24 protein-coding genes are annotated in these 22355 nt (G+C 62.3%); 12 read left to right on the forward strand and 12 right to left on the reverse strand.

Translation table 11 applies throughout. The features are described from left to right. Positions 1-461: 461 nt before the first annotated feature. Positions 462-680: a hypothetical protein gene (locus VFZ66_02965; GenBank protein HEX6288119.1), complete on the reverse strand. Its 219-nt coding sequence runs from the start codon at positions 678-680 to the stop codon at positions 462-464. A 263-nt stretch (positions 681-943) separates the two neighbouring features. Next, a complete protein-coding gene (locus tag VFZ66_02970) occupies positions 944-2173 on the reverse strand; it encodes an ATP-binding protein (protein ID HEX6288120.1) in 1230 nt (409 codons plus the stop codon). Between the two features lie 550 nt (positions 2174-2723). On the opposite strand from VFZ66_02970, the gene VFZ66_02975 reads away from it, so the two are divergent. Beyond that, the gene (locus tag VFZ66_02975; protein HEX6288121.1) at positions 2724-4271 is read left to right on the forward strand and encodes a DnaA N-terminal domain-containing protein; all 1548 of its coding nucleotides are present in this window, start codon (positions 2724-2726) and stop codon (positions 4269-4271) included. A 198-nt stretch (positions 4272-4469) separates the two neighbouring features. Here VFZ66_02975 and VFZ66_02980 read toward each other — a convergent pair whose 3' ends face one another. Further along, on the reverse strand, positions 4470-5330 hold the full coding sequence (locus VFZ66_02980; GenBank protein ID HEX6288122.1) for a phage antirepressor N-terminal domain-containing protein: 861 nt from the start codon (positions 5328-5330) through the stop codon (positions 4470-4472). A gap of 233 nt (positions 5331-5563) precedes the next feature. On the opposite strand from VFZ66_02980, the gene VFZ66_02985 reads away from it, so the two are divergent. From VFZ66_02985 to VFZ66_03000, 4 genes are all read left to right on the forward strand, one after another. After that, on the forward strand, positions 5564-6556 hold the full coding sequence (locus VFZ66_02985) for an AAA family ATPase (protein HEX6288123.1): 993 nt from the start codon (positions 5564-5566) through the stop codon (positions 6554-6556). Continuing rightward, positions 6543-7496, forward strand: coding sequence for a ParB/RepB/Spo0J family partition protein (locus VFZ66_02990; protein HEX6288124.1), 954 nt, complete (start codon positions 6543-6545; stop codon positions 7494-7496). Before VFZ66_02985 ends, VFZ66_02990 begins: the two co-directional genes overlap by 14 nt. Before the next feature lie 478 nt (positions 7497-7974). Continuing rightward, on the forward strand, positions 7975-8109 hold the full coding sequence (locus VFZ66_02995) for a hypothetical protein (protein ID HEX6288125.1): 135 nt from the start codon (positions 7975-7977) through the stop codon (positions 8107-8109). A 53-nt stretch (positions 8110-8162) separates the two neighbouring features. Beyond that, positions 8163-8288, forward strand: a complete 126-nt coding sequence (locus VFZ66_03000) for a hypothetical protein (GenBank protein ID HEX6288126.1) — start codon at positions 8163-8165, stop codon at positions 8286-8288. A 55-nt stretch (positions 8289-8343) separates the two neighbouring features. Here VFZ66_03000 and VFZ66_03005 read toward each other — a convergent pair whose 3' ends face one another. Continuing rightward, entirely contained in the window at positions 8344-9354 is a 1011-nt protein-coding gene (locus VFZ66_03005; protein HEX6288127.1) for a class I SAM-dependent methyltransferase, read from the reverse strand. A gap of 538 nt (positions 9355-9892) precedes the next feature. Here VFZ66_03005 and VFZ66_03010 point away from each other — a divergent pair. Both VFZ66_03010 and VFZ66_03015 read left to right on the forward strand, forming a co-directional pair. Continuing rightward, complete coding sequence (locus VFZ66_03010) at positions 9893-10966, forward strand: hypothetical protein (protein ID HEX6288128.1); 1074 nt, start codon at positions 9893-9895, stop codon at positions 10964-10966. A gap of 109 nt (positions 10967-11075) precedes the next feature. Then, positions 11076-11240: a hypothetical protein gene (locus VFZ66_03015; GenBank protein HEX6288129.1), complete on the forward strand. Its 165-nt coding sequence runs from the start codon at positions 11076-11078 to the stop codon at positions 11238-11240. Positions 11241-11616: 376 nt separating this feature from the next. On the opposite strand, the gene VFZ66_03020 is transcribed toward VFZ66_03015, so the two are convergent. The 5 genes from VFZ66_03020 to VFZ66_03040 all read right to left on the reverse strand — a co-directional run bounded on the left by VFZ66_03020 (position 11617) and on the right by VFZ66_03040 (position 14168). Continuing rightward, the gene (locus VFZ66_03020) at positions 11617-12189 is read right to left on the reverse strand and encodes a dihydrofolate reductase family protein (protein ID HEX6288130.1); all 573 of its coding nucleotides are present in this window, start codon (positions 12187-12189) and stop codon (positions 11617-11619) included. A 90-nt stretch (positions 12190-12279) separates the two neighbouring features. After that, positions 12280-12456, reverse strand: coding sequence for a helix-turn-helix transcriptional regulator (locus VFZ66_03025; GenBank protein HEX6288131.1), 177 nt, complete (start codon positions 12454-12456; stop codon positions 12280-12282). Beyond that, positions 12446-13045 carry a hypothetical protein gene (locus VFZ66_03030; GenBank protein HEX6288132.1) on the reverse strand — a complete coding sequence of 200 codons (600 nt, stop codon included), beginning with the start codon at positions 13043-13045 and terminating at the stop codon, positions 12446-12448. The genes VFZ66_03025 and VFZ66_03030 overlap by 11 nt, the downstream gene beginning before the upstream one ends. Continuing rightward, positions 12985-13638: a hypothetical protein gene (locus VFZ66_03035; GenBank protein ID HEX6288133.1), complete on the reverse strand. Its 654-nt coding sequence runs from the start codon at positions 13636-13638 to the stop codon at positions 12985-12987. Before VFZ66_03035 ends, VFZ66_03030 begins: the two co-directional genes overlap by 61 nt. Next, positions 13635-14168, reverse strand: a complete 534-nt coding sequence (locus tag VFZ66_03040) for a flavodoxin domain-containing protein (GenBank protein ID HEX6288134.1) — start codon at positions 14166-14168, stop codon at positions 13635-13637. The genes VFZ66_03035 and VFZ66_03040 overlap by 4 nt, the downstream gene beginning before the upstream one ends. Here VFZ66_03040 and VFZ66_03045 point away from each other — a divergent pair. The 4 genes from VFZ66_03045 (at position 14167) to VFZ66_03060 (ending at position 19425) form a co-directional block, all read left to right on the forward strand. Beyond that, positions 14167-14328 (forward strand): hypothetical protein, encoded by a 162-nt coding sequence (locus VFZ66_03045; GenBank protein ID HEX6288135.1) that lies wholly within the window; start codon positions 14167-14169, stop codon positions 14326-14328. The two genes, VFZ66_03040 and VFZ66_03045, sit on opposite strands and share 2 nt — an antisense overlap. Before the next feature lie 933 nt (positions 14329-15261). Continuing rightward, the gene (locus VFZ66_03050; GenBank protein HEX6288136.1) at positions 15262-17529 is read left to right on the forward strand and encodes a PA14 domain-containing protein; all 2268 of its coding nucleotides are present in this window, start codon (positions 15262-15264) and stop codon (positions 17527-17529) included. Positions 17530-18221: 692 nt separating this feature from the next. Next, the gene (locus VFZ66_03055; protein HEX6288137.1) at positions 18222-18749 is read left to right on the forward strand and encodes a hypothetical protein; all 528 of its coding nucleotides are present in this window, start codon (positions 18222-18224) and stop codon (positions 18747-18749) included. A gap of 61 nt (positions 18750-18810) precedes the next feature. Continuing rightward, positions 18811-19425, forward strand: coding sequence for a hypothetical protein (locus tag VFZ66_03060; GenBank protein HEX6288138.1), 615 nt, complete (start codon positions 18811-18813; stop codon positions 19423-19425). Positions 19426-19670: 245 nt separating this feature from the next. Here the strand turns inward: VFZ66_03060 and VFZ66_03065 are convergent, their stop codons facing one another. The 3 genes from VFZ66_03065 to VFZ66_03075 form a co-directional block, all read right to left on the reverse strand. Next, positions 19671-20939 (reverse strand): cytochrome P450, encoded by a 1269-nt coding sequence (locus VFZ66_03065; protein HEX6288139.1) that lies wholly within the window; start codon positions 20937-20939, stop codon positions 19671-19673. A gap of 137 nt (positions 20940-21076) precedes the next feature. Then, a complete protein-coding gene (locus VFZ66_03070) occupies positions 21077-21463 on the reverse strand; it encodes a hypothetical protein (GenBank protein ID HEX6288140.1) in 387 nt (128 codons plus the stop codon). A 256-nt stretch (positions 21464-21719) separates the two neighbouring features. Continuing rightward, on the reverse strand, positions 21720-21935 hold the full coding sequence (locus VFZ66_03075; protein HEX6288141.1) for a hypothetical protein: 216 nt from the start codon (positions 21933-21935) through the stop codon (positions 21720-21722). 186 nt (positions 21936-22121) lie between these two features. On the opposite strand from VFZ66_03075, the gene VFZ66_03080 reads away from it, so the two are divergent. Beyond that, positions 22122-22328 (forward strand): hypothetical protein, encoded by a 207-nt coding sequence (locus tag VFZ66_03080; protein ID HEX6288142.1) that lies wholly within the window; start codon positions 22122-22124, stop codon positions 22326-22328. The last annotated feature ends 27 nt before the right edge of the window (positions 22329-22355 follow it).

Genomic DNA, 22355 nt, shown 5'->3' on the forward strand with positions numbered 1-22355 from the left:
AATGCGCGGGGTAGAGCACGGCGCGGGGACCAAGATTGAGCGCCTGCGCGACGGCGGCTGGCTCGGTCGTAGGACGAAGCCGCTGTGTATCCAGGGAGGATATACGCGCACAACATGGCATCGGTGATGCGCTCCCGCACAGGCACGACGTGTGATGAGCATGGCTCATGCAGATCGGTCTGCACGATGAAGCGGTTGTTGGGATCAGCCTGTACCAACAACCGCGCGAGATTTTTGTCGGCCCCATTCCAGAGCGTTGCCAGCGGCACGCTGCTAAGGACAAGGATACGGTAGGCCATCGAAGCTGTCTTATCCGGCTACAGCGATCAGCAATCACAAGGTTCGCTGCGATGCGCGAACCTCGGACATTATACCTGACGGTCGGTGGATCAGGAATCAATCGCTATCCGGCACCGCCGCGCCTACGGTCTTCTGCGTGGATGGCTGGCGTGCGTTCAGGCCTAGCCGACCGGCGGCGCGAATACCGCCTCCGGCGATCGGCCCATGGTTGGCACCATATGCCAGCAATACTCGTCTGCGGCGGCCTGGTACAGCAGGAATCGTTCTTCGTAATAGGTTGCATGAAACTCCTGGTCGCGTTCCTGCGCGACGGATGGCTCGGTACGCAGCCATATGGTTATGTCAACCTCTGGAACAAGCTTTCGCGCAAACGCGAGCATCGGTCGTGCATCCACCGCATCTCGCAGCGTGATCGTTTGGCAGCGATAGCTACTTCGACGCCCAGCCCATGCCACAGGCGCGGATCGACGACCTCGACCTCGATCGTGTGCGGCGGATTATTTTCGGTCAGCTATAGTCCGTCGGTTACGGTTCGTCGCGGGAGTTCTCGCACGCCTTTGGGACCGTACGAGGAATCGTACGGCCCCGGTTTCGTAGCACCAGGAGCACGTGCTCGCGCAGATCCAGCACATCAGCCCGCTGTTCACACCTGGACATCCGGCACCGGCACGTACGCCGTGTTCTTGCCCTTGCCCACCTGCGTCAGCAACCCGAGATCCTTCAGCGCCTTAATATCGTTGAGCAACGAGTTGTCGGAGCGCTGATCTTCCGGCGGCAGTTGCCGGTTCAGCACGCGCGCCTGCTCCATATTGAGATAGCCCTTTTCCCGCGCATACTCTAGCAGCTGCACGCGGAACGGCGTCAGCGCCTGGATCGTCGGTGAGTGGCGATTGTAGATCCGTGCGGTAAACGACACGCGGCCATCGATCAGCTTGAGCTCGGGCAAGCCGGCCCGACGCAGCTCTTGCATACAGGTATCAAGACCAAGCCCAAAGCGTTCGATATAGCCGGCTTGCCACAGGATCTCTGCGATCGTGGGATTGCGGGCATACTGCTCGTGCAGGATATTGTCGAGCGTGATTCCAGGCGGGAGTCCGCCGGGCGAGATCCATTCGATGCGGTCGGAGAACATCGAGATGCGGGTGTACTGCCCGATGATATTGTAGTCCCGGTGGGCGATGGCGTTTACCGTCAGCTCACGAATCACCGCGCGCGGATACTCCGGCTGCTCCACGCGGCGCGCGCCCTCTCCAACCGTAAATCCCCGTCGGGTCTGCTGCCAGAGATACCGCTCAACCTCATCGATCTGGCTGGTCAGGGTTCCGCCGTAGCGCTTCAGGTGGAACGCATCGATCGTGCTTGGCACACTACCGGGGAAGTGACCGAGGCCAACATCGGCGTGCGGAAAGAAGTACTGCGGGCGGGCGCCGAACATGAGGATCCCCGCCATCGTCGGTACAGGCTCGCCATCCCGCATGATCACGCAGCGGTAGCGCTCAAGAAACCCGACGGGATCATCCGGTCGAACTTCGCCACGCTCGAACTTATCGCGCTCAAGCGTATTGACGATATGGGCCGTCACCAAGGTGAGATCAAGGTCGGCCAGGGTCGCGTTCCTGACGGAAAATCCGTCAATGCGCCCGTCCATAATCTCCGGCATGAGATGTGACATCGTACGCAACTCCTGTTGCCGAATTATAGCATAGCGGCCATGCCGCGCGTCGGCTGCTCGACGCTGACGGATCAAGCCAGTACCCACAATCCATCGTTGGGCGTATTTGGGGGAATCGTGACGAGCGCGGACGATCATTCCCACAATCCATCGTTGGGCGTATTTGGGGGAATCGTGGGGGAGGCGGGCGCTGACGCCCACAGCACCTCATGGATGGATACCGACTCGTGCCACCTGCCCCGTTCCCAACGGTCGGCCTTGGGCGCAATGTGGTGCATCTGTGGGAAAGGCGCGCGATCTGAGGGGAAAGTCGGGGGAAAGACATCTTGTTGACTGGGGGATTCGTGCGTATGCTTGTGGCAGAATGCCGGAGCGTCCGTCGAGCGTGGGATATGCGCGTCAGGATGGCTTGTGTTATACGCGAGAACCCCGGCGCGACGGTATGGGAGAACGACAACGGACGAAGCGATATAGGCAACGTATGTGAGGTTCTAACCCAAACGCAGGTTCAACGAAACACGGAAGCGGCTCTCCCGGTGCTACCAACACTCAGAGCCGCTCCTCCGGTGTACGCCCGCCTTGGTAAAAGGCAGGCTAGCTTGTTTGTTGCCGTGATCATCATAGCAAGCTGCCAGCCTTACGTCAAGCGGCTCGCGAGGAAATATCCTCGCGGGTCCGTCAACCTCATCGTATGGCAACCCGGGGAGCGCACCTGTTCGATGAGCCCTGGGTCGTCAGGTAAGGTGGCAGCATGAACCCAACATTTGATCCACGCATGACGGTCTTCTTTGGCGATGCGGTGCTGCGTGCTGGCTTTTTGCCGACGCCGCATCTTTTCCTGCGCCATTATGTCGAGCTAGGACTTGACTCGACCTTAGCGATGTTTGTACTCCAGCTGATGGAAACCACCTGGGATCTGGGCACGCCGCCGAGGACCAGCCGGGACTTCGCGCAGCGCATGGGCGTGGGAACAAAAGCGATTCAACGCTACACCAGTCGGGTTGAAGCACTGGGTCTCCTGCATGTGATCCCCCAGTTTGATGCCAGCGGCGCGCAGGTTGAGAACCGCTACGATCTCTCACCCTTATTCACGCGCCTGGCGGCGCTGGTGGCGGAGCGCTCCTATCGTCAGGAGCGCCGCGTGCCATTCAGGAAGACGATCGAGGCCCAGCATCAGGCAGCGCAACCAGGAAGTCGCCCTGCTATGAAGAACCGCCGCGCCGCCCGGCGCGTGTCGCCTCCCGTAGACACGCACGGGGGGGAGGGTCAGATTCGTCCGGACCCCAGCGATCAAGCGATCTGGCGCGGCCCGGATCAGGTGATCCCCGGCCCCAGGATCGACCGATCCGGGCTTAAAGAAACGCTAAGAATTTCGAACAAGCAGCAAGAAGCTGCTCTGCATGATGCATTACCGATGGGCGGGAAACCAGATCAGGCAGCCAACCAGAGCCGCCAGCAAGCCGCCTGGTCGATACGCCAGCAGCGGCCTTTGACGTGTGAGGAGATAGCGTGCAGCCACACGGTGCTGACCCGGATGGCGATTGAGAATCCGGTTCGCGCGCGCATCGCTGACGGGGTGGCACCGGAGGATATTTGGGCGCTCCGTGTGTATAGCGCCGCCAAAGGCTGGTCGCCCGCGCTGACTGTGTCCCAGGTGTACGATAAGCGGCACAAGCAGGCTCAGGTTGCATCCGACCTCGCCCAAGAGCACTATGCGCTTGGTGCGATGCTGGCGGCGCTGGATCGTGAAACCGCAGAGGCGGTGCTTGCCGCGGTGCTGCACGCCTGCCCCCATGAGCCGCAGCAGCTAGCGGGAGCATCCCTGCTGGATGTCCCAGCGGTCGCGTGTGTGGTCGAGGCGCTCTGGCGGGTGGTCGCCCAGCTTCGCGGCTATCCGCAGGCGGTGCTGTCGATCGCACCGAGCGGTGAGGCACCGTCAGGTGATTCGTCTGCGGGGGATTGTGGGAACCGTGGTCCGATCTGGGATGCCGCGCTCCGCGAGCTGCAACGGCGCATCCCGTACCGTGAGTTCGTCACGTGGTTGGAGTCATCAGCGCTGCTCGATCTTGAGGATCACGCGGATCGCGCACATGCGGTGATCGGCGTGTCGAATATCTTCGCTCGTGATCATGTAGTCACCACGTACCTGCCCGTGATGGAGGAAACCCTGGCGAACGTGCTTGGAAAAGTGACGGATGTGCAGGTTGAGCTCGCGTCACCGCAGGAGCGACCGTATAGCGTGCTACCGTCCACGCGGGCCGGGATCGGAGGAAGCATGGCGCGTCGGCGAGACACGTAGCACGCGCAACCTGCCAGGGAAGCACGGCAACAGCCCCGCACGAACGTGCCTGCCGCTGGGGGCGCGCATGGAGCGCGCAGCCGCCTCATCCAGGTAGGTGGTGTTCGCTGCCTGTCCACGCACCGGTGGGCAGCTACCCGGTGCGCTCCATCCTGCAACGTACCGAAACGCCCGGTGCGAACGATCGCTCCTGATGGATCATTCGCCCGGCTGCGCGCTCGACGCGCCCAATGCGCGCCCCGTGAGCGCTGACTGACGCCAGTCATCAAGGAATGCCAGAACTGACTCGTACTGCTCCTGATGGATCAGCTTATAGCTGCTGACGCCGAAGCGGCGATACAGCTCTTGAAAGATGCCCTGATACCAGTTTTTGGCAGCGTCCTTGCTGGTGAGCAGCTCCGCAAGCGCCTTGACACGGTTTGATACCTCGGTGGCCTGCTGGGCAGTGATGAAGGAGGCCGGCTGGATCTGCGACTCTAATACGTCCAGACGCACATCCATGGTGCTCACCATGCCGTACACATCCTTGATGATCCTGGCCGCGGCATCCATGCGGCTCGTGAGCGTCTGCTGCTGCTGCTGTAGTTCGATCTGTTGCTCAGCCATGTGCGTAATCGCGCGGCCCATCTCGGCGATCTGCTGGAGCTGTTGGAGCACCTGCTCGTCGATGACCTGCGTGAGTCCGCGCTCCTCAACCACGATCTGGGGCTTGAATGCCTGCCACAGCACCAGGGCCGCATCCTCCTGGTAGCGAACAAGCTTCGGCTGGATCTCCGGCTTCACCCGGCTGGCCTGGAGGCCCGACAGCCAGAGCGGCAATAGATCGAGCCGCAGGCATTGTGCTTCTTGCGGGCCACCGTCAGTATGGACGGTCAGGGAGATCAAGCCTTTCGCCAGGACGGCATGACGCTGAACGCGCAAGACCTGCGAGCGGCGCGCCAGGCCGAGATTCTCACACAGCCGCGCAAAGAGAACGTAGATCGTTCCATCCGACTTCTGGACGGCAATCAGCTCATCTCCGTAAAACGGAATGATCCGCCGGTCGAGTGCATCGGTCATCGGAGCCTCGTGAGCCAAAGGGGAGATCATCATGATCCCCCCTTGCAGCGATACGCATGGGCGGGACAGGTCGGGATGTCCCATCGAGGAGCCGGAGCAGCTATGCGGCGTGCGGCCCACGCCGGATAGCGGCCTGATCTCAATCCCGTCAGCATTCTATCACATCTTCCTAGATCTGTGAACGATATGCTATACTGGTGCGCGAACCGCTTTAATGTGATGGAGTAGTGCGTGTGGACGAACCCATGCCGCTGCGCGACGCAGCGCAGCAATTCGGCGTAAAAGTAGATCGACTCCGCCGGGCTGCCTGGGATGGCCGCCTCAATGCCCGGCTGCTGGGAAACCAGTGGGTTGTGGTGCCGTCGGAGGTGCAGCGCTTTTTACGGGAAGGCGGTCGTCGAACACCTACGGAACCCGCGCAGCGGCGGGAAGGAGAGTATATGGCGCGTATCATCGCCGTCGCGGTCCCAAAAGGGGGCACGGGCAAGACCACCACGACGATCAACCTCGGCGCGGCGCTGGCGGAGCAAGGCAAGCGGGTGTTACTGGTGGACTTCGATCCTCAGGGAAGCTTGACCCTGGCGCTCGGCATGCGGCCCGACGATCAGGAGCAGACCATCTATAGTGCGATGAAGTACTACCTGAGCACGTTCGAGCCGCAGCTCGATCTGGCGATCCGGCAAACGCCGACCGGCGCAGACCTGGTTCCGGCAACGATTCGGTTAAACCTGGCGAACGCTGAGCTGACGATTGCGCCACAGGGTGAGCTTGTCCTCAAGAAGCTGCTCACGCCGCTGGCGCCGCGCTATGACATTATCCTGATCGATACCCTGCCCTACCTTGGGATTCTGGTCGAGAATGCGCTGGTGGCGGCGCATGAGGTGTTGATCCCGCTGGAGGCGGAGTATCTGGCGACGGAGTCGGTTTCGTTGATGTTGCAGCAGATTCAGTTTATGCGCAAGTCCGGCCTTAATCCAGAGCTTGGGGTCAGCGGTATCCTGCTGACCCATGTGGATACCCGCACCGTATTAAACCGGCAGTTTGCCGATTTCGCCCGCAAGGAGTTTGGTCATCAGGTCCACGTCTTCGAGACGGTGATCAAGCGCTCGGTCCGCTTCCCGGAGTCGCAGGCGTTTCATCAGTCGATCTTGCAGTATGATCCGCAAGGAGAAGGCGCGCGCGCCTACCGGGCGGTGGCCGAGGAGATCCTTCATGCGGCGGACTAAGAACTTCGTTAACCGGGATGCCCGTCCCCAGTCGGCGACCGAGGCGGATTTTGAGGCGCTCTTTGCCCGTCATGCCTCGGCGCGCCAGACCGAGCTTGGCGACATTGCCGTCGATCGCATCCGCCCGAACCCGTTTCAGGCCCGGCACACCTTCAGCGGTATCGATGAGCTGGCACAGGTCATTCGGGCGCAGGGCTTTACAACGCGCTTGCGGGTCCGCCGCGATCCCGGCGACCCAGGAGCCTTTCAGCTGGTCTATGGCGAGCGGCGTCTTCGGGCGGCAAAACAGGCCGGCCTGACCATGATTCCCTGCGAGATCGCCGATCATACCGACGAGGAGTTGATCGAGATTGGGCTGGCCGAAAACATCCAGCGCCAGGATCTCGACCCGCTTGAAGAGGCGCAGGCGTTCCGCACTTTCATGGAGCAGCGCGGATACACGATCGTACGGCTTGCGGATCGGATCGGGAAAGACCGCAGCTATGTCGAGAGTCGGCTGGCGCTCTTGCGAACGCCGGAGGATGTGCAGCAGATGGTCGCGCAGCGCCCGGATACGATTCGGGCGGCTCGTGAGATCGCCAAATTGCCGACGGCGGACGAGCGCCGTCCCCTGATCGAGGGAATGCTCGTCGGCACGTTAAGCAAAGAGGATGTGCGGGCAATTGTCCGTGAGACAGGAGAAGCGGCCGATGAGCAGGCAGGGCGTGCGGGAGGCCGCCACCCTCAACCAGACCACGAACGCCGACCCGATGCGGCACAGGAGCTTGAGCGGCGCATGGAGCGCGACCGGCACACCTTGCGCACGATTACGGCACGTTGGGAAAAGGCCGCATCGTCGGCGAGCTCCGTTCAGCGCACGCGGATGCTGCAGCTGATCGAGCAACACCTCGTCGATCTCGAGCGGCTGACGGAGACGCTCCGCAACCCCCGATCAAAATAAGGCCGAAAGATTATGTTAAGCTGTCCGGACAGCTTAATACGCTTGCATGATGCAAAGCTGTCCAGACAGCACGCTTTCGAGAACACCCACGCCTCCTGTCTGGCGGTATTGCGCTGGCGTGTGTATGTTCCGTACGATCAGAGCCCGGCTCCTCCCGTACACCGAGGAGAACGGAGCCGTAGGCTGATCGCTCAGGACAGTGTGGAATTATGTTAAGCTGTCCGGACAGCTTAATGTGTCTCCGTCATCACCATCATCAATTCCCTTCGTGGGGCGATCCGATGCCGTAGTTCAGGGTACGAAACCACGGCAACACCTCCGGGTCGCACTGCGCTGAAGGGGGCTGAAACGCGGGCGTTCCTCCCGCGACTCGACGTTCGTAGGTTTCAACCCCTGACGGAAAACGGTTTATGCAGCGCCAGAGCGCTTTGTGTATAAGCGCGCCTGTCTCCAGCTTGTTTGTGATTGAATTGACATAATGAAACGATCGGTGCAGGAGGATCTGCGTCAGACGCATCCGCCGCCGGGCGTGTGGGGTGGCGTGCCGGGATGCCAGGGCGCGGTCAATCAGGCGCACACGGTGCTGTACAGGGCGTCTAGCCACGCCCCGTAGCGATCGTGAACAGGGCGCGCGCGGCGATGCAGTGGGTGCGGACGAGGCGGTGGATGCTCGTCGCCAACCTGGGCGCGTATCGGGGCGTGGTCGAGCGGACGGCGGATGATCAGGCATGGACGGCGCGCGTCGAAGCGCCGGATCGGTGTATCAGTCGGTGGTTGACTATCCCGCGCTGACCGAGGCCCAGGCGTGGGGGAGGCGAAGAGCGTGGCATTACTCCGCGTGCCACGCTCACCACCCAAATACGCCTACGACCTCCGGGGGAGCAGCGATGCCGGTAGCCGCTTCGTCCGTACCGGATATAAAGAGGACATCGTAGGAGCCAGGCGCGCCATCGCCTGACCAGCGTATGGAGACGGTGTAGGCAAGCTCTTTGCCCAAGGCCCACAGGTCCGCCGGGTCAATGGCGTCTGTGTGCTGGCTGATGGGCAGCGCTGTTCGTCGTTCGCCAACCGTTTCAGGCCCGCCACTGCCCATCAGCCAGTCGAGAATGCCCATTTCCGTGACAAGCGGCGCGTTTGGCACCTGCCGAATCCCGAACGCGCGCGGCCTGGTTTCTTCCAGGGCGTGGCGCATCATCGGCAGCGTCAAGCCCGCATGCCATTCCAGCCAGGCAGGCTCGCCATCAGCGGCGCGGTCAGGCTCCACATGCAGCACCACATCGTAACGAAATCGGGTCAATTCATTATGGTAGCGACCGGACTTTAGCTGAAGCTCGACCGCGCCGATCCGGGGCAGGTGTCGTGATAACGCCGTGAAGAACGCGGGCGCGACGACCAATTCCTGCTCCTGGCTGACCCGCTGCTGGACACGCTGACGCACGTCTGCCTTTGAAGCCGAGGCCGGAGCGTGATGATACTGAACCGATGCGTGAAACACCTGGAGCAGCGGAAAGCTGCGGACATCGCCTACAAAGATCTTACCACCCGCCCGCACGGCTGTTACCGCGCCTTCCAGTACGCGCAGCAAATAGTGAATACTTGGGAAGTACTGAATCACCGAGTTGATCACGATCATGTCGAATGATTCCGGCTCGATGCCGGTAAAATCGTCTGCCGGACGATGGAAGAGTATGACCTGCGGGAGCGCCTGCTCAAGCATCCTCAACTGCCGCTGCAGCAGATCGAGCGCACTTTTGGAGAAATTGGTTGCCCAGTAGCGCGAGCAGTGGGGTGCGATGCGGAAAAGCAGCAGGCCAGTTCCAGCGCCGATCTCCTCGACATCGACACGTGGAACTATCACACGCTGTCGCACATGCTGACGGCAATGCTCACGCCCGAAGGATCTCCCATCCGGTATCTCATGCGCCTCGTGTGTAGGCTTAACCGTCAGGCACCCCTGTTTGTGCGGGCAGACCACAACGATGGATGGACACCATCCCTTCAGCTTGCCAACGTCTCGCCACGGCCTCGCTGAACGAGATCGGTTTTTGGATCGGAAACCGATCCCCTTTTTGCGATAGATCGTGTTTACTAGAGATAGGGGCGATCGAGGCCACGCCTGGTCACACGACCACCGTGGTGGCGTGAGGGCGCGGCGCGCGATCGTCGTCCACAGACGATGGCAACCGAATAGGCAGGACCATCCAACGACCCGCGACTCATCAAGGCCGTGTGCCTGGCTGCACCGCCTGCGTGGTCCTGCGTGTTTCGGTGTCATGGAAGGAGGTGATGCGCCCGTCTAGCTTTGCCGTGCCTTGCCCATTCGCATGCGTCGGTACCCCCCGATCAACCTTGTTGCGGAACCCGGTTCTCTCTTGTGTTGAAAGGACGTACACCCTATGACACCAAAGGCTCTTCGGACGACCGCAGGCAACGTAGTGCTCCTGATTGCCCTGATCGCCATTGCCGGGATTGGCTCCTTCACCGCCCCCGTCTCCGCGAACGCGCAGCCGTCGGTCACCGGCGGCAAGCCACGCGGCGGGCCTGCCGATCAAGCCGTCTCCTCGCCCAGCATCCATGCCGCCGAACGCCATACCTGGACGCGGGAAGAGATGCTGCGCGCGATTCCCTATCCGGTAGAAAACGTTGCGCGGACGCCGAAGGCGGGTGATCCCGCGCCATCGGCAAGCGGTCCCGAAGTCAAGCTGGCTGGCAGCCTGCCGAAAGCCGACAAAGCGAGCAAGAAGGACAGCAATCCGCTCCCAGCGGGCGATGTTTCGGCGACCTATTATAGTGGCGTCCTCGACCCGTACTACTACACGTCCTATCCGTTCAGCACGGTCGGCAAGGTCTTCTTCACCAGCAACGGCATGAACTATGTCTGCTCCGGCTCCGTGATGGGCAACAATGCGATCTGGACGGCGGGCCACTGCGTCTTCGATCCGAATACCTACACCTGGCATAGCAACTGGGTCTTCGTTCCAGCGTACTATGACGGCTACGCGCCCTACGGCCAGTGGTATGCCCGTGAACTGTGGACGCTCACCGGGTGGACGGACTACGGCAACTTTGGTTTCGACATCGGCGCTGCTGTGCTGTGGCCGAATGGGAATAGCATTGCGTACTATACCGGCTCGCTGGGCTTCTGGGCCAATGGATCACGCGGCGTGTATATCACGGCGTTCGGCTACCCGGCAGAGTCTCCATTCAACGGTCTGCGCATGGCCTGGTGCCAGTCCTCGACGTGGGTGGATTACAGCTTCAATCCGGCGACCAACGGCATGGGCTGCAATATGACCCGTGGCGCCAGCGGCGGGCCGTGGATCTACGCCTATACGTATGGCTACACCGGGAACAGCAACTACGTCAACGGCGTGAACAGCTACAAGTATCTCTCTGATCCCAATAGCATCTACTCGCCGTACTTCGGCGATGGCGCGATCATCATCTACGACTCCGTGATCTATCGCTGAGGCTGAGCGTTCTCGCCGCAGCCGCCTGCTCGCTGATGGGGCAGGCGGCTGACGTGCTGCGTACCTGTTTCGGCAGGCCGCCGATCCGGCACAGCGCCTCGGCAGGGTGGTGGATGGATTGCGGCAGGCGCAGGACCAGCAGATCAAGCAGCTCGGCCAGGGAGCGTACGTGCTGGTGTGGGAGTTGGATGGCGAGGAGCAGCGCCAGCATGCGGTGTTGGTGGGGCGGGTCGAGCCGACGGATGCCGAGCGGCGGGTGTGCTCCGGCACGTAGCGCGTCGGAGGCGTGCTCTCGCAGAAAATCTCGTGTGGAAACCACGTGCAAGCAGGCCGCGTATCCCGCACGTTGGCCCTGCGCGCCGCGCTGCGGAACGGGGCTGTGCCGACGCGGCGCTGAGCGGGTGTCCTGTACTGCATCGGAGCCAGCGCGTGATCGTGGCGATAGTGCGTTCGGTGTGGTCGGAGGCGGCTCGTGTGGCGTACCGGTGGACAGGACACGGACCTGTTTGCGCCGATTGAAGCAGCGCTCGATGACGATGCGCTGCGTGAAGCGTTCAGCGTCGCAGGCACCAGCGGCTCCATCCGCACCCGCGCCCGATCTGTCACCTGACCGCGACCACCACCCACCCTAACGCCGCTGCTCGACCGCCTCAGCGGCGAATGCGGTAGCGGATGTGCGTGGCCTCCGGCGTGTCGATCACCCGCACGATCTCCAGCTCGACGCGCGACGGCAACTCCTCGAATAGCCGACGGCCACCTCCGAGCAGCACCGGGATCTGGTGGATCTGCACCTCGTCCAGCACCCCGGCCTCGAGCGCCCGTTGCGCCGTGTACGCGCCATGCACCAGCACGTTGCGGTCCCCGGCGGCGGCCTTCGCCTGGGCCATCGCGCTGACGATCCCATCGGTCACATACGTCACCAACGGATAGGTCGCGGCGGACGGGCCGGGCGGCCGGTGGCTGACCACGAAGATCGGGACCCCGTGATGGTCCCCGCCCCAGTGATCGACAACCTCGGCGGTCCGCCGACCCACGAGGACCGCGCCGGTCGCGTTGATTTCGTCGACGAACGCTCCAGCCGGCCAGGACGACCGGAAGGACTCGCCGTCCGGGTTGAGCGCCCACTGGTGCAGCCGGTTGCCATCGTCGCCACCGAGGCGATCGGTGGTGTCGGCGATGTAGCCGTCGAGGGACATCGACATGAAGAGCACTGCTACAGACATGTCGGCCTCCTGTGGTTTCGATCCAGGCTGGGTTCAACGTCGTAGAGGCCGGCCTGGCGGCCTTGCGCATCGGCCAGCCGGGCCCCAATGTCACGCCACGGCAGCAGCCGAGACGGACGGCGCGCGGTCATCCGTCTCCAGTTTGCGGATCGTGCTTTCTTCACAGCCCACGCACTGGGCGACGACGGCGTGAGTCAGATCCAGCGCTTTCCGACGGCGGCGGAGCCACGCGCCCAGCGAATAGACCTGCTCATGCTCATCGGCCATAGCGTGCTCCCGTGAATGCGCGCAGCACCGCAGGACGCTGCGGCGAGATGGACATCGGGGGTGGGCATACGGGATCGCATGCGATCCATTGTAGCGCGTTTTGGCTTCGGTGGGAACACGGCTGCACGCGGGCCTCCTCCTCCCGCGCGGCGGACCACAGCCGCGCTGCTCCTGGCAGTCGCGATCGCGCACCGCGCAGCACGCACGAGCGACTGGCTCGCACATCGTGCGACACACGTCCATGCAGGTCACGAACTCGTGCAGCATCAGGAGCCGCCACGCACCGATCGCTCAGGTACAGCAGGCCGCCATCGCTCAACGGCGGCCTGCTGTATGCCAGCGCGAGGATCTCTGCGGCGATCCCGATCGTCGCGCCCAGCGCAGCGTAGCTTTGGTCAAGATCCTTGAGCGCCACGTACAGCGCCAGAAAGACGATGATCGCAGGCAGGCTGAGGCCGACGAGCGAGACGAACGCGATGATGTACACGGGCTTGTTGGCGGCGATGTATTCGAGGACGGCAGCTCCCGCTACCCGCTCATCGCCGGTCGTAGCGGCACGCCGGGTTGCCGCTGCATGTCGCGCACACATCCCGTGACGATCGTAAGGAGCAGCAAGCCAAACGCGGAAAAGATGAACGTGTACATCGTGCGCTCATTCAGCCCGACGAAATAATCCAGCAGCATCGAGCCGGGCATCACGAGCAGCCAGGCGATCAACGCGCCCCCAAAGCTCCACGGCCACGCCGCGCTCAGCACATGCTGTACGCCGCGCGGCAGATGTGCGCGCCACCACGGAAACTCCGCATCGATCCCCTGCGCGGCGATCCCCAGGATGATGCCCAGCAGTGGCGGCCCGAAGCCGCCGCCCACCAGCAGCAGGACGATCGACAGGAGCATCAGGATCAGGCCGCCGTGGGTGTGCTGCACGAATCTGGTCGCCCACACGAAAAAGATCAGCGACACGACGATCGCCAGGATGCCCGTCAGCAGCAGGTTGGGAACGATCGTCATCGCCGGCTCGCCGCTTACGATCGCAAAGAGCGCCGAGTCAGGCCACGACTCGATCACGATCGCGGCGGGCGGGCGGTTGCCCTGCACGATTTCGCCGATGCCGTGTTCGATCCCGGCCAGCGCCGCCAGCATGCCAAAGGTGGCAACGGTCGATCGGGTTGCATTGCTCATCGCTGCGCCTGCGTTTCCTGCAAAGCAGGCGCAAGCGCTGCGGCCAGATCGTGCGCCCAGGAGCGAATCGCCGTCCAGTCGCGTGCGTCGCTAGCTGGTGCCTTACCGGCAAGCCAATTCATCGGGAAGCGGAGCTTCGCCGGGTCGAACGTGCCGCCAAACAGCGCAACGGCGATCGGTGTCAGCCAGGGGAACCTGGCGAGTTCTTGATCGAGCTGCGCGCGTGAAGCTTGCCATTCCTGCTCATCATGCGGATCGTGCACCGGGCCGAGTGCGAACACGGCCACCGGTCGTTCGGTAAGGGCTGCACGGTGGCGCGACAGGAAACGGAGGGCGTCCTTGGGCCAATGGAACATATACAGCGCCGCCCCCAGCACGACCGCGCCGTACCCGTCGAGCGTCTGCACGCTTCCCATCGGCTGAAGATCGGCTACAAGTCCCTGCTGGCGCAGCGTCGCGGCGATGACCTCGGCGACTTCCTGCGTTGAGCCGTAGCGCGTGGCATACGCGATCAAAATTGGGGTGTTCATGATCTTGCTCCTTCTCGATCGGCGGTGCGTGTCCAATCCGGCGGCGATGACGGCGATCCTCAACCAGCCACAGATGGCCGCCAGGCCGGTGATCCTCAGGCCAGGCGCGAGGTACAGCGCCTCGCTCCAGGAGATCAGCACGCCGCCGGCCCGGCGATGACGATTCGTAGGTGGACACGTTGCATGCGCGTGCTCCTCCGCAGCCCGAACCGCATCGCCCAGGTGCAGCACCAATCACCATCGATTTCCGATGGGCTCGATCGCCGTCGCTGCTTGTCTCATGGTATGCCGACGCCGCGTGCGTGTACGATAAGGAATCGCTACGACGCGGAAAGATTGTGTCATGCGCGCATGGGATTCGTCGGGTGTGCGGCGCTGGCGGCGTGGATCGATACAACAATCGTGCAGCAAGGGAGGGAGCGCTACGCAGCGTGGCTGCATTGTTCAGCTATGCAATCCTGCGGGGTGTCGTGTGGGAAGGATCGGCAGGCGCATGGAGCAAGGAGGTGTGCCATGCTGAATCGATGTCCGATGCTGATCGCCGTCGTTGCGATCGCGGCTGGACGCCATCTGATCAGCCTTTCGGAGGATGAGACGAGTGCAAAGCTGCGGCGTTGGTGTGTTCCGCGCTGTCGATCTGCACGTTTCTTCCCGCTGCGCGGCTCCCATCCACCGGATTCCTACGCGATTCGTTCAACCCCTTGCGCCCCTCGTACCCCGCTGCGATGCCCATGAGATGTTTGTCCGCTAACCGCCTGATCGACGGCTGGGCGATCCGCCGCTGTGTGCCAGCGGACGCGATCGTTGCGCGCTGACCGGGATCAGCAGGAGCCGGAGCATGGTGAGTGACGCGCTCCGCCGCTGCAACGCCGCCGTGCACAGCTACGTTCATGCGTTCGTCTGGCGCGCATGAACGTTCCTCTACCCGACGTAACGTGGTCTTATCACCCGGTGGTCCAGGGCATGACTATACTTGATCGCTATCTGCAATCATCCCTCACCACCAAGCTGCATCCATCCTGCGGGAGTGACCTGCTCCCGATCGACCACCTGCGCTGCTCCTGCCGGACGTATAGGTACAGGAGGGTTTCCGATGAACCATATCATGTGTGCGCGTCCCAGACTCACGGGACGGAGGCTGCTGATCACGCTGCTGGTCAGTCTGGCGTTGAGCCTGTTCGGGACGCCCGCCCGTACGGCGCTTGCCGCCAGCATCACCGTCACGACAACCGTTGATGAAGTGAGCGCCAACGGCCAGTGCTCGTTACGTGAAGCAGTACGCGCGGCCAACCTCGATCAGGCGGTCGGTGGCTGTCCCGCTGGGAGCGGCGCGGATACGATTATGCTGCCCGCAGGCACCTACCCGCTGACTCGCACCGCGCAGCCGGACGATGACGAGTCGCTCGTCGGCGACCTCGACATGACGGGGGAGGTGACGCTTATGTCCTCTGACAGCAGCGCTCCCGTGGTTGATGGCGCTGCGGTTGGTCAAGCCGTGCAGGTAGTACCGGGTGTCACGGTCGCGATCAACGGGATCACCTTCTCGAAGGGCGCTATCGGGAATGCGGGCACGTTGCAGCTGGTTAACACCACCATCACGGCCAGTGAATGGGTCGCCATCTCCAATCATGGCACCCTTGCGATGGCGGGTAGTCGGGTCGTGGACAACCAGGGGAACGGCGGTATCTACACTATCGGTCGTGCGACCGTGACCTCAAGTACGATCAGCGGCAATACGGGAGGGGGCGGCATCCGTAACGAGGGGACGCTGACTGTTACGAGCAGCAGCATCACGGATAACTCGTATCTCGCTGATTTTGGAGGCGGCATCAAGAATTTTGGCACGGCGACAATCATCGACAGCACAATCAGCGGGAATACCGCCGATGTCGGTGGTGGAATCTATAATCCGGGCGCTATCACCATTCTGAACAGCACCATCAGCAACAATCACGTCTCGGTTGCGGGAGGAGCAGGCATTAGTGGCGAAGGCCCGATCACCATCATCAACAGCACGATTAGCGGGAATAGTTCTGGAGAGCGCGGCGGCGGCATTGCTGGCAACGGGATCATCCGCAATAGCACGATTACCAACAACACCGCATCTCGGGAGCCTGGGGGTGGGATTGTCGGCACGTGGACCATCGCGAACTCGATCATCGCCGGGAACCGCTCAGATGTCGGCCAAGGTCATGACATCGCAGGCGCGATCGTCTCGGAGGGCTACAACCTGATTGGCAATCCCCAGGGAGCCACGATCACCGGAGATACGAGCGGGAACCTCGTGAACGTCGATGCCAGGCTTGGTCCCTTGCAGGATACCGGTGGTCCCACACTGACGCATGCCCTCCTGCCGGGCAGCCCCGCGATCGATGCAGGCAATCCGGCCACGCCCGGAAGCGGCGGCACCGCCTGTGAGGCGACCGATCAGCGCGGTGTGGCACGTCCGCAGGACGGCAACGGCGATGGCACCGCGCGCTGCGACATGGGCGCGGTGGAAGTCCCCCGACCGATCCTGGGACGTGGCCTGGTAGGTGCCTACTACGACAACCCTGATTTTACGGCGCTCAAACGCACCCGCGTCGATCCGACGGTCAACTTCGACTGGGGGTATGGGTCGCCGGATGCGGCGCTGGAGACGTCGACGTTCTCGGTGCGGTGGAGCGGGCAGGTGCTGCCACGCTACAGCGAGATCTACACCTTCGTCACGCACAACGACGACGGCGTGCGGCTGTGGGTCAACGACCAACTGCTGATCGACGACTGGCGCGACCATGCGGTGAGCGAGCACCAGGGCACGATTCGGCTTCAGGCCGGCGTGCCGGTTAGCATTCGGTTGGAGTACTATGAGAACCACGGCAACGCGGTGGTGCGCCTGCTGTGGGCCAGTCCGTCTCAGCCCAGGCAACTCATTCCCGCCAGCCAGCTTATCCCCGCCCCTGGCCTGATCGGCAGCTACTACGATAACCGCGACTTTACGAATCTTAAGCTGACGCGGCTCGATCCGACGGTGAACTTCGACTGGGGGTATGGGTCGCCGGATGCGGCGCTGGAGACGTCGACGTTCTCGGTGCGGTGGAGCGGGCAGGTGCTGCCGCGCTACAGCGAGCTGTACACCTTCGTGACGTACAACGACGACGGCGTGCGGCTGTGGGTCAACGACCAACTGCTGATCGACGACTGGCGCGACCATGCGGTGACGGAGCACCAGGGGACGATTCGGCTTCAGGCCGGCGTGCCGGTCAGCATTCGGTTGGAGTACTATGAGAACCACGGCAACGCGGCGGCGCGGCTGCTCTGGGCCAGTCCGTCTCAGCCCAGGCAGCTCATTCCCGCCAGCCAGCTCCTGCCCCCCTCGTAGCTAGCTCAGGTTCCAAGCGGAGGTCGTGGTAGCGAGGCTGCCACGACCTTCCTGACCACATGGCGTGCGCTCCCTCGTCCGACGGGAGGACGGTGTTCAGGTCACAGGAGCACCAGCGCGTCTTGGTGGGAGCGGTGCAGCGCCGTGGGCACATCGTGGACATGGTGCCGATCAGCGGGAACGGCGGCACTGCCGCTCGCTGCGTGCGGAACGGTTCCGCCTGTCCCCCAGACGCATGACTTAAGGACTGCAAGATTCTGCGACATTCACGCCTTATCTACCTATGACGGTTGTCCTGCTTTTCGCTCGCCTGAACAATCTTTTACATGGTTGCTTTACCAGCGTTGACATGAAAAGCGGCAGCCATTCACCGGAACCCAACAACAACGCACGCGGGTATGTGGTACGACCGTGCTCGCCTGATCACGTGGCTCGTGGGCGGCACCGACCTGCCATAGACCCCACGTTCCGCATCCTCGACGTGTGATCACGCTCTTAAGAAGGGGGGCTGAGTACACCTGCCGGTCGGTTCGGATTCCTTGCCATCGTCTGTCGTCATTGCCGTGCTCTCTGTCTCGGGTTGCATGACGGCTACGTCAAGCGATTCACAGCAGATAGGTTCGGCCTAACACGTCGCTGATCAGCCTGTCTTGCGCGTATGCGGGCGGTCAGTCGTTTCTGGGAGGTCAGCTATGGTCCGTCGCTTACGGTTCGTCGCCGGAGTCGTCGCACTCCTCGGCCTGTTCGCAGGAAATGTGTATGTCGCCCGTGCCCATAACTGGGGCAACTGGCACTGGCACAAGAGCGGTTCGCAGATCGTGATCCAGCAGTATCAGTATGGCAGCACGGTTTCGCTCATCGAGGCCGCGCGCCAGAACGGCTGGAACACCATCGGGATTTTGTATAACTATGCCGTGAACTACCATACCGACGTGAGCGTGTATGACGGCAACTACGGTGCAACCGGCTGGGGTGGCTTAGCTACGATCGAAAGCTATAGCGGCGACCATATCCTGCACGGTCACGCGACGCTGAACCTGTACTATGGTGGCAGCAACCTGTGGAAGCAGGGCGTCTACTGCCAGGAAGTCTTCCACACCTACGGCTTCGACCACAGCAACACCGGCGACTGCATGGGGCTGGGCTACTATTCAAGCACCACTTACTACTACGGTCCGCACAACAACAGTGACTTCTACAACCGCTATCGCTATCACTAAGCGGATGGCCTGAACGTCACGACGGAGGTTGGGAGCATTTGTTGATTAAGGAGACAGCACTATGAAGACGCGAATCGGTTGGGCGCTCGGAGCCGTGCTTGCACTGGCGTTGGTTGGACAACTGGTGGCCTATCGCGCGATGGGTTCAGCGCCTACGGCCCATGCGAGCTGGATCTTCGAGGCCAAGACCTTTGGGGAAGCACGCCAAAAAGCACAGGCGATCGTGCTGGCGGACGTGATCGCCGTGGAGCAGGGCGACGATCTGGTGGTGAAGGTTCCGGCTGAGCCGAATGGCGAGGCGCGCTATCCCACGCAGCGGGTCAGCCTGCGCGTGATCAAGGGCTATCAGGGCGCGGCCAAAGCGGATGCGGTGATCACGCTCTTCCAGACGGGCGGCAGCATGCCTGACGTGGAGCAGACGGTCAACGGCAAGGCGCTGCCCTCCACGGCCCAGGTGCTTATTCTCGAAGGCGATCCGCTCTATCAGGTCGGCGAACGCTATCTGCTGCTGCTCGAGCCGGGTCCGCGCGCGATGCTGCGGACCATCTCGCCGGAGGGCCGCTACCGGGTCGGCGGCAATGGCACCCTGACGGCGATGGTCGATAAGGAGGCCACGCGCGAAGTCCACGGCAAGTCCCTGGCGCACGTCGAGAAGCTGCTGGTCGCCGGCCGGTAATCATCATTCCCTTCACCGGACGCATACGACCTCCTGGACAATGGCTCCAGGAGGTCGTATGGTCGTGCGGACGGTAGTGCCGCGAGGACGACAGGCGCAACGCTGCATTGATCGTGCCGCAGTGCCGACACAAGCGGCTTGACGGATCGAATCGATCCATCACCGCACCAGATGTGCCCTGCCAGCATGTTGTGCAGGGCAGCATCCCCCGAAACGAGGACCACAGGCCGCTCCGACGAACGCGATCAGGCGGTATCCCAGGTCAGCAGCAGACGGGTGGGATTGCGCAGGAAAAAGCTCGGCACAAACTCCGGCGTAAAGTTCGGGGCAAGGCGCAGGTTCGGCAGGCGATCGAGCAAGGTTTCAAGGGCGATTCGGAGCTCCAGGCGGGCCAGCGACGCCCCCAGGCAGAAGTGAACACCCCAGCCAAAGCCCAGATGCCGCTTGAGATTGTCGCGCTCGATGTCGAAGCGCTCAGGATCGGGAAACACCGTCTCGTCATGGTTCGCCGAGGCGTACATGGCGTGTAGCCGCGCCCCTGCCGGAAGCTGCACGCCGCCAAGCTCCACCGGCTCGGTAGTGGTGCGCGGCTCGCCCTGCACCGGCGACGTTATCCGCACGCCCTCCTCGATCGCCGCTGGCAGCAGGCTGCGATCCGCGTGCAGCGCCCGCCACTGATCGGGATCGTTGAGCAGGAGATAGACCATCTGCGCGATCACGCTGCTGGTTGTCTCGTGGCCCGCAAAGAACAGCACCAGTATGTTGACAATGATCTCGGCATTCGTCAGCGGCGTCAGGCCCTCGACGCGCGCCTCAACCAGCGCGGTGGTCAGATCATCGCGAGGATTCGCCCGTCGATCCGCGATCATCGCCGCGCAGTAGCGCTGGAACTGAAGATAGTTCTCGGCAAAGACCAACTTCTGCTCCAGCGGAATTTCGGGCGCGTACAGCAGCATCCGGTCGTCGCACCAGCGCTTGAGCATCCGAATGTCGCTCCGGGGAATACCCAGCAGATCGCCGATGACGGTCATCGGCAGCGGATCGGCGAAGTGGCTCACCAGATCGACGTGGCCCTGATCGACAAACTGATCGACCAGCGCGTGCGCCAGCGCATGGATTCTCGGCGCCAGCTCCGCCACACGGCGGGGCGAGAACGCGGCGCTAAATAGAGCGCGAATCCGGTCGTGAGCTGGCGGATCGTTGTTGACCAGGCCGGGCGCTTCAGGATAGCCCGAATCCAGCACCCGCGCCAGCTCAGGAGGCCAGGGCACCATCGGCTTGAGGAAGTCGGCGGACGAGAAGCGCGCGGGATCACGCAAGACCGCGAAAACATCCTCATGGCGCGTGACCAGCCACAGGTTCAGGTACGGAATGTGACAGACTGGCTCCGCGCGGCGCGCCTGCGCATAGAACGGGTAGGGATCGTCGCGCTGCGGCGGAATGAACGGGTTGTAGCTTGCGCCCAGCGCCGCCGGAGGATCAGCGCCGGTCTGCTCGGAGATGGTCGAATCCATACGAGGCCTCCTTGGCTCGCCGCAGATCGTGATCGGCTGCGGCGGTTACAGCACGCTCCCTGTCTCCTCGTCAACTCGCCACGGTTGTCGGCCACGCCGATCGATGATGAGCTCGATGATCTGGCCGCCCGCCTCGGTCAGGGCCTGATCGGCATCGGCCCCGCAGGAAACGACGATCCAGCCGCCGCCAGCGCCGCAGGCTTTGCCGCCAGGCGCGCGCTTTTGACGCGCCGGGCAACATCGCGCATAGTGCGGAGCGCGTTCCAGGTTGCAGGCGCGCCGTTGAGGTAGGCGTGCCGCACGCGCTGGATACTATCGCCCGATCGCCGCGACGTGCCACTGTAGCACAGAACCAGGCACTTTTCCAACTCGTTGATCACGCCGGAGCTAACCGGCAGCGGGCTGCTGATCGGCGGATGCGCGCCGCTGGGCACGGTCCAATGGCATGGCGGCACACAGCGGGATGTCGCCCGTCGCGCTTCGTCGGGTGCTGACTCGTGATCCAGAGGGCTGGTTTGTACCACACGCCTGGCTGTGTACACACCTGAACTACGCTGCGCAACACATCAGCGCATGGTTAGTCATGCGCTGGCACGTCGAAGTCACCTTGCACGACGTGCGGACCCAGCTCGGCGTTGCAACGCAGCGCCAATGGTCGGACTTGGCGATCCTGCGGACGACTCGCGCCGTGTGCGCGCTCCTCTGTAGTGCATGATGGTTCCGCGCTCAATCGACATTTCTGCCCCTCGATTGTTCACGACGGCCCGATAAAAGGTGGGATTATTCAGGAGGGTGTGGGTCCGCACGCGGTGTGAAGGTCCACCCGTTCCGTTTCGCCGCCCGCACAATCAGATCAATAACCACCTGCGATCCCCGCTGCTGGCGCTGCGCCTCAAGAAAATTCAGCGCCGACTCGACCTCAGCCACCCGATTGGCAGGAACCGAGATCAGGAGATGCCCGCCTTTCCCTTTATCTGATCGACGTGTAACCTTCATAGACTCCTCTTTTAAGACTACAAGTATATACATGGGATTATAAAACACATTGATTATTTCCGCGATATATTATATCATTTTTGTTGCTTTTGTATATACACTGTGGTATAATGTGTATATACACCAAATGACATTTTCCTGAGGACAACGGTTCGCAATGATCCCCGGGGGTTGGAAGGAACGATCATGGAGCGTAAGACGACAATGGTTCGCGAGTATATTAACCAGCAAGCGTTTATTACAGACGAGCAAAAACTCGGCCTGGAAGGCTGGTCCGTCGAATCAACGGTCAATCCGCACGCAAAGCAGGATCTGCTCACCCGCATCCGCTCGCTCTTCCCCCGCAAAGCAACCCGGCTCGTCGTTACCTATCATCGCCCGTCATCCTTCTAGCTTCCTGCTTGCTACGCATCCACTCGC

The organism is Herpetosiphonaceae bacterium (assembly GCA_036374795.1).
Lineage (GTDB): Bacteria > Chloroflexota > Chloroflexia > Chloroflexales > Kallotenuaceae > LB3-1.